Origin of the sequence: Cryobacterium sp. Hh11 (assembly GCF_004404045.1) — a bacterium.
GTDB lineage: Bacteria > Actinomycetota > Actinomycetes > Actinomycetales > Microbacteriaceae > Cryobacterium > Cryobacterium levicorallinum.
The window spans coordinates 286002-292082 of sequence record NZ_SOHF01000025.1 but is presented as its reverse complement, the minus strand read 5'-3'; the positions used below and the strand labels follow the sequence as shown (position 1 = coordinate 292082).

Below are 6081 nucleotides of genomic sequence, written 5' to 3'. Positions count from 1 at the left end.
ACCACGAAGACAGAGGAATGATGGGAGTTATCACCGCAAACTGACAGTAGCCGCAACCATCAATTCAGGAAAATGAATCAGGAGAAACCAATGAACTACGCACACACCATCACCGTCTCACTGCCCTACGAAGAAGCCGTCTCCAGGGTGCGGGAAGAACTCGCCAACCAAGGATTCGGCGTTCTTACCGAAATCGACGTCCACGCGACCTTCGAAACGAAACTCGGCGTGGAAAGTGCGCAGGCACTGGGCGACTACCTGATCCTGGGTGCCTGTAACCCCGCCCTCGCCGAACAGGCACTCACTGCAGAGCCCGACATGGGCTTGCTGCTTCCGTGTAACGTCGTCATTCGACGAAGCCCGTCAGCGGCTACCACCACGGTTCAAGCTATCAACCCACAAACCATGGTCCAGCTGAGCAATTCCCCGGGGATACAGAACCTTGCAGATCAAGCCGATCAGCGTCTGCTCGCCGCGCTAGCCGCTCTCCACGGAGAAAACAGCAGCAAGTAATACGCGGTCTAGCCCGCTGGAGCACGGCCAGAATTTTGTGGCCGTGTCAGGCGGTAGCCGCGCCGGTAGTCCGATTGGCGATCTGGCAGGCTTCTCTAAAAGATGGGCCGGGTGCCGTTAGCGTCCGAGTAACCGGGACCAGAATGATCCGGTCGATTTTTCTTTCACGTGCCCGGCGCATTGCTGGTTGCGAGGCACGCCGCGCATGACCTGATCAACGTGCTGACCGCAGCCCGCCCACGTTGTCTTTTGGCACACTTTGCACGTTACGGCACGACACATAAGGATCTCCATTCAATTCGGTGAACTAATCATAAAATAATACACCAGGGGGTATTCTGGCCGGGTGGTGACAGTACGGGCCGCCTGTGAGTCTGCTGCGAAGCGGTTTCGCGGGGGCGCAAGGTTTAGCGGGTGGCGATAGTGGCGCGCACGTCGTCCATGTTGAGTTTCTCGACGCCGGCAATGAGCTCTTCCAGGCTGGCCGCGTTCAGGGCGCCTGCTTGGGAAAAGACGAGTACGGAGTCCCGAAACGCCATCAGCGTGGGGATGGAACGGATGCCCGCGGCTGCGGCCAATCCCCGTTCCTCTTCGGTGTCGACTTTTCCAAAGGTGATTGCGGGGTGTTTTTCAGACGCCGCGCTGAATGTCGGGGCGAAACTGCGACACGGGCCGCACCACTCGGCCCAAAAATCAACCAACACGATGGGACTCTGGGCAATAGTCGCGTCAAAGGTAGTCTCGGTGAGATCCGTAATAGACATAAAAACAGTGTATACCCACTAGGGTATTTTGCATACCTCGTGGGGTATGCGCCAACTTGGCAGGTATCCAGCGCGGAAACGGCCGACAAAGAGTTGATCACACACACCTGGCCGACGTATTCGGAGATCGCGTCCCACCGGAACACCTCTCGCCGGGAGCGGAACATGGCCAGAATGCAGGTGCGCCCCTGGGTGAGGTTGTCGACGGATGCCTCGGTGCGCGAGGTAACGGATCGAGCGTTGGCGAGGTCGCGGAAGGTTCAATCGGCGACGACAGCATGGTGACAAGTCTTGCAGCTTCAGGCGAGTGTAGGCGCCCTCGCGCTGTGGATCCCACATGCAGGGTTTTCTGGCACAGGACCTGGATATTTATAGTTTTGGGCTCCCATTTTCGCACGTTTCCCACCAGATTCGCAGCAATTTGAACCCCTGAATCCCCGGTAAGCACCGGGACTCAGGGGTTTTCCCGTGCCTCGAAATCGCGCAACCTGTGAAAAGGTGCAGCCTGGTTGAGACGCTTGGCGATCGAGGGCTGACCGGGCGATCGTGCAGCTAACCTATGCTGAACCACATGGCAACCGCAGACGCCACCCTGCTCTGCATCATCCTGGTATTTCTCGCCATCTTCCAGCTGCTGCTGATCGCAGGCCTGCCGCTCGGGCGGTTCGCCTGGGGCGGCCGGCACGAGGTGCTCCCGACGCACTTGCGCATCGGCACACCCGATGAAGTCCAGACAGCAGACGAGGACCGGACTACCGTGAAGTCATGCCAATCGGCGGATTCCGCGGCGTTGCCTTCAGCCTGGTCCCGGGGCTGAACACCGCCCTGCACTACCAGCGCGCGTGGCTGATGCCTGATCTGCGCGCCGGCATCGTGCTCAGCTTCCTGCTGATCCCGGCCGGTATGGGCTACGCGGAGGCCTCCGGGCTGCCCGCGCACACCGGCCTGTACGCGACGATCGTGCCGCTGCTGGTCTACGCCGTCTTCGGCCCATCGCGCATCCTCGTGCTCGGTCCCGACTCGGCGCTCGCCCCGATCATCGCAGCGTCGATCCTGCCGTTGGCGCTCGGCAATACCGAGCGAGCGATTGCCCTCGCCGGACTCCTCGGCCTGATGGTCGGCGTCATCCTGCTCGTTGCCGGAGTGCTGCGACTCGGCTTCGTCACCGACCTGCTCTCCAAGCCGACCCGGGCCGGCTACCTCAACGCCGTTGCTTTGCTCGTGATCATTTCGCAGATTCCCAAGCTGCTCGGGTTCTCCATCGACGTTCCCGGCCCGATTCAGGGGATGGGCGCAATCATGCAGGGCGCTGCGGCGGGGAGCATCGTCGTCGCCGCGATGCTGCTTGGCCTCGCCTCCCTCGCCGTCATCGTCGGGTTGCGTTACCTGCTCGGCGGGCGCATCCCCGGCGTGCTGATCGCGGTCGTCGCGTCCATCGTGGTCACGGCGATCTTCTCGCTGCAGAACGTGCTGCCGATTGTCGGCGCAATGCCGCAGGGGCTCCCCGCACCGGCGCTCGGCGGCCTCGTCTGGGGCGACGTGGTTTCGCTGATCGGACCGGCGCTGGGCATAGCGCTCATCGCCTTCGCTGACACCGGGGTGCTCTCCCGCACGCTCGCGGCGCGCCGCGGCGACAGTGTGAACGGCAGCCAGGAGATGGCCGGACTCGGACTCGCCAATATCGGGGGCGGGTTCTTCGGCGGCTTTCCGATCTCCGCCTCCACCTCGCGCACGCCCGTCGCCGCGCAGGCAGGGGCGCGATCCCAGCTGACGAACGTCGTTGGTGCGCTGATCATTGTCGTCTTCATGCTCGTTGCCCCCGGCGTAACCGGGTACCTCCCGTCGGCCACACTCAGCGCCGTGGTCATTGTGGCCGCCGCCAGCCTGGTCGATGTTTCGGGCGTCTCGCGATTGTGGCGGATCGACAAAACGGATGCCCTGCTTTCGATCGCCGCGTTCCTCGGCGTCTTTCTGGTGGGCGTTTTGCACGGCATTCTGGTGGCGATCGGGCTGTCTCTGGTGGCGTTCGTGATCCGCGCGTGGCGTCCGTATCGGGCGGAGCTCGGGCGCATTCCGGGTGTGCGCGGGTATCATGACCGTTCCCGGCATCCGGATGCCGATCGCGTTCCCGGCATCGTCATTGTGCGTTTCGACGCCCCGCTGTTCTTTGCCAACGGGGGCATCTTTGATGACTACGTGCGCTCGGTGGTGCGGCGGGCGGAGCGGGAATCGGAGGCCGATGGCACGCCGATTCACACCGTCATCCTTGCCGCCGAGCCGATCACCGATATCGACACGACCGCCATTGACGAACTGCTCGAGCTTGACGAGTACCTCGCGTCTCGGGGGGTGACGCTCGTGCTCGCCGAGATGAAGGGGCCGGTGAAGGACCGGCTACAGGCCTTCGGACTGGGCGACCGGTTTCCACCCGAGCGGCTCGCGCCGACGGTGGGCGCCGCGGTTGATGCTGCGAGTGGGGAGCTTCGCGACGATATCGGCGGAGCGATTTGAGGTGGTCGCGGTGGCCTCCGAATCGGGGCGCTGCGACCTCACCAACGAAGTAGACCGCTACGTTTAGTCCCTTCGCTAGGCTCAAACTCGCGCTCGATAGCTGGCCCGTCCGACGCGCGCGTGGCTCTCGCTGCAAAGCAACTACGATCTCCCTGCGAGACCCGGCCATTTCCGTTGGTCGAACTTGCCGAGACCGCCATGAACCAGCGCGAGCAGGCCTGCGAGACCCGCCCGCTTCCGGTGGTCGAGCTTGCCGAGACCGCCATGGACCGGCCCGAGCCGGTCTCGACAACGCGCGGTCTGCCCGAATGCGTATTCGCACAGAAATCCAAACATATCTGAGAAACCCTCGACTCTGGCGCATGGTTTTGGTACACTTCTTCTATGAGCCAGAGCGGCGATACTCCCCAGCCGGGCCGTGTCGATCCATTCTTCGCGGCTCACGGCTACCCGCCTTCCACACCCGAAGAGCGTGCCGAGTTCGAGGTGTTCTGGGCGCAGTGTCAGGCCGATTGGCGGTGTGAAATTGCCGAGGGGTTCGGAGAATTTGCCCCGTATGAGGTCACCGACCCGGTCGTTCTGGAAGCGGTCAACCCGGCATCAGTGAGCCCGGTACCGGTGAGCCTGGCGGTTGGCCGCCCGGAGTTGATTGATTGCCCGACCATTCCGGTCGACCTCGATCTGACCGAGGTGTTCGGTGCGGTGCCGCCCGAGAACCTCTTCGATGAGGACCTCCGCGAAGAGTTCCTCTATACGAACTACCTCGCGGACAATTTTCTCCCGGTCGATTTCATCCCGGACGGATGCACCACTGACGGATGCACCACTGACGGATGCACCGCTGGCGAGCGTCACACTGACCGTGCCGAGGGTGACCCGGCTGACGCTGACCCGGCTGAGGCTGACCCGGACCAACCCGGTCTGGCCCCTGGTGGTCCGGCGGACGTGCTGAGTCCGTTTCAGCGGCACCAGGCGCAGTTCGTCGACCGGGTGATTTACCTCGAGAAGGTGATCGCTTGGGCGCAGGCGAGTAAGGCTGAGGTCTTGACTGAGGCGTGGGATTACACCACCAACAGTGCTGAGACCGGTCGTCCGCAGGCCGGTCCGCAGCATGAGCATGACTGGGATGCGACCTTCGCCGCTCAGCAGGGCCTGGTCGCCGAAATGGCCTGTGCGCTCCGCATCCCCGCCGGCACTGCCTCTGGCCTGTTGCGGGAGAGCCGGGTGCTGGTCGAGTCCCGCCCGCAGACCCTGACCGCGCTTCGCACCGGGGAAATCTCTCTGCGGCATGTCCAGCGGCTGCTCGAACAGCTCGATTCCGTCCCGCAGCCCGCCCGGGCCGAGTTGGAGGCGGTGCTGCTGCCGCACGCGAAACGCCTCACTCCGGCGCAGTTCGATGGCAGGGCCCGCAAGCTGCGGGAGCGGTTCCACCCCGACAGCATCACCGTTCGCCGCACCCGGTGCCTGGCCGATCGCCGGGTGCAGTTCTTCCCCGACAAGGACGGCATGGCCACCCTCTGGCTGCGGGCGGCCGGCGACGACCTGCAGAGTATCTATACCCGGGTCACCGATGCTGCGATCAGTCTGCAGGGCCCGGATGAGCCCCGCACCCTCAGCCAGTTGCGCGCCGACGTCGCCATTGACCTGCTCCAGCAGGGCGTCACCGGCAGCGGCCTCGGCGCCGGCCTCACCGCCAACGTCAACATCACCGTCCCCGTCCTCACCCTGATGGGTCAGAGTGAGGAACCCGGCGAGCTCGAAGGGTACGGCCCGATCGATCCGGAGACGGCCCGCCGGCTGGCTGGGACGGCGACGAGTTTCCTGCGCGTCCTCACTCACCCGCACACCGGCATCGTCCTCGACGTCAGCTCCACCCCGTTCCGCGTGCCAGCGGCGCTGAAGAAATACCTCCGACTACGCGATGGAACCTGCCGCTTCCCCGGCTGCAACCGCTCCGCCGGCCACTCCGACCTCGACCACACCATAGATAAACAATTCGGCGGCCCCACCACCGCCACCAACCTCCACTTCCTCTCGCCCGCCCACCACAACCTGAAGCACTTCTCCGATTGGAAAGCCATCGCCGACCCCGACGGCACCGTCCACTGGACCAGCCCCGCCGGCAAACACTACGCCACCGACCCCGCCACCCGCATCCGTCCGCACCTGCAGCAAACCGAAACGCCACCACCAGCACCATCCCCACCAGACGAACCCCTGAGTGACCCCTGGAACACCGCGCGGAACATCACCGACCCCAACCCCCAACCGTTTTAGGGTCCTGAGCAAGTTC

General features: G+C 63.9%; 6 protein-coding genes. 5 read left to right on the top strand and 1 reads right to left on the bottom strand.

What is annotated here, in order from left to right; translation table 11 throughout:
* The first annotated feature begins 90 nt into the window (after positions 1-90).
* Positions 91-513 carry a DUF302 domain-containing protein gene (locus E3T46_RS12515; RefSeq protein ID WP_134578778.1) on the top strand — a complete coding sequence of 141 codons (423 nt, stop codon included), beginning with the start codon at positions 91-93 and terminating at the stop codon, positions 511-513.
* Positions 514-920: 407 nt separating this feature from the next.
* On the opposite strand, the gene trxA is transcribed toward E3T46_RS12515, so the two are convergent.
* The gene (gene trxA / locus E3T46_RS12510; RefSeq protein WP_134578777.1) at positions 921-1277 is read right to left on the bottom strand and encodes a thioredoxin; all 357 of its coding nucleotides are present in this window, start codon (positions 1275-1277) and stop codon (positions 921-923) included.
* A 571-nt stretch (positions 1278-1848) separates the two neighbouring features.
* On the opposite strand from trxA, the gene E3T46_RS12505 reads away from it, so the two are divergent.
* The 4 genes from E3T46_RS12505 to E3T46_RS12495 all read left to right on the top strand — a co-directional run bounded on the left by E3T46_RS12505 (position 1849) and on the right by E3T46_RS12495 (position 6065).
* Positions 1849-2094, top strand: coding sequence for a hypothetical protein (locus tag E3T46_RS12505; RefSeq protein WP_134578776.1), 246 nt, complete (start codon positions 1849-1851; stop codon positions 2092-2094).
* Positions 2043-3788, top strand: a complete 1746-nt coding sequence (locus tag E3T46_RS12500; RefSeq protein WP_134578775.1) for a SulP family inorganic anion transporter — start codon at positions 2043-2045, stop codon at positions 3786-3788. The genes E3T46_RS12505 and E3T46_RS12500 overlap by 52 nt, the downstream gene beginning before the upstream one ends.
* A gap of 174 nt (positions 3789-3962) precedes the next feature.
* Positions 3963-4130, top strand: a complete 168-nt coding sequence (locus tag E3T46_RS18030; protein WP_166790273.1) for a hypothetical protein — start codon at positions 3963-3965, stop codon at positions 4128-4130.
* Between the two features lie 42 nt (positions 4131-4172).
* Positions 4173-6065, top strand: a complete 1893-nt coding sequence (locus E3T46_RS12495) for an HNH endonuclease signature motif containing protein (protein ID WP_134578774.1) — start codon at positions 4173-4175, stop codon at positions 6063-6065.
* Positions 6066-6081 lie beyond the last annotated feature (16 nt).